Here is a 1,470-nt window from a genome sequence, read left to right on the forward strand (position 1 = left end):
CTCAACTTTCGCAGCTTGAAATAGGTAGGTAGGCCTTGATGTAGCTGGGCAAAGCGGCGATCCAGTGTTGGAGTTGACGCTGAATCAAAGTCGAAAGTTTCTTCCCGGCTTTGGAGGCGACTTCCTGAATCAGGTCCATCAGTTGTTGCAAAGCGACTGCCCAGTCCAATTCGCCGACTTCATCGCACAGCAAATAGAATAGACCACCAAAAGACCGAGCATCCGTACTTTGGCGATGCTGCCAAGAGAGTAGAATGTATCGAGAAAAGACAATCGTCGTATGGCTCACGAGCAGATCATATGAGCGCCCTTGGAACTCTTTTTGCAAGCGTAGCAAGGATTTGGTGCACTTGAAGAACACCTCGATGTCCCAGCGCATCCGGTAGATCCGGATGATGTCGGAGGCTTCAAGTGACAGGTCGGTAGAGAGCAGACCCAGCCACTCGTTTTTCTTGGAGCGATGACGAACAAAGACAATGGTTACTGGAATGCCTGGCGCCAGCTCGGTACGGATGAGACGAAGAATGTTGCGATTCTTTCCTTGCACACGAGGCGCAGCCGCATACAACTCCTTCAGACTCAACCGTCTGTCGCCTACGAGATAACGCTTGTTGTCGTTCTTGACCATGCCGATGACATGCAGCCTGCGTGAGAGCACTTCCCTGATGAGTGGCGCATGCGTAAACCAGCTATCCATGAGCACATACGAAGCTGAAATTCCAGCTTGGAGGGCTCGGTCTAGCATGGCCGCAACGACCTGCGGAGCCGAACAAAAGGCCTCCTTGCGGCGTTTGTATCCATGACTGCGCTTATCGATGCCTTCCATCATACCGTTGATGCCGGAGCTAGCCGAGCTAAGGAGTGCAAAGTCAATAGGAACGAAGGAATGACCATCGGACCAACCCATGGTGAGCATGCGGAAGCCTTTATAGAAGGCACCTGTCGCATGATCCTTAAAGCGCGCCAGCATCTCCACCGCCTTGCTGCGGTTGCGCTCAAACATGGAATCATCCAATACAAACGCCTTCTCCCGGTTCTCAGATGTGAGGGACTCCATACGAGAGATGGTATCGCCGCTTAGTGACAGCAGAAATCGCCGCCATGCAAAACCACTGTGATTCAAAAAGCGGTAAACGGCATCCTTGCCCGGAAATGCCTCTCCTTTCTTGCTTTCCAAGAGGCGAAACCAGTTTTTTTGATGAAACAAGAGAACAAACACGAGGCGGAAAAGAGCGGAGCAAGTGTAGCCGAATGTTTTCTTGAAACCCGCGCTGCGCAAGTGTTTCAGCACATGTAGTTCCTGGAAAGCCGGTTTAATTTCGTTTGGAAGTTGATCAAATGATGGTTGTTGGTCTATCATAGGGAAGACACCTCTTCTGTATGGTAGTGATTGTTCGACACCTTCACTTTACCAAATGAAGCGGTGTTTTTCTATGGCGTCAAGTCAACTAATCATTCGGCTTCAAACCT

The 1,470-nt window shown here is 50.5% G+C and carries 1 protein-coding gene; it reads right to left on the minus strand.

All coding sequences use genetic code 11. The annotated features are described in order from the left end of the window. Position 1 precedes the first annotated feature (1 nt). Positions 2–1,360: an IS4 family transposase gene (locus HFP08_RS28740; RefSeq protein WP_168124070.1), complete on the minus strand. Its 1,359-nt coding sequence runs from the start codon at positions 1,358–1,360 to the stop codon at positions 2–4. Positions 1,361–1,470 lie beyond the last annotated feature (110 nt).

Source organism: Paenibacillus sp. HB172176, from assembly GCF_011947265.1.
Taxonomy (GTDB): Bacteria; Bacillota; Bacilli; order Paenibacillales; family Paenibacillaceae; genus Pristimantibacillus.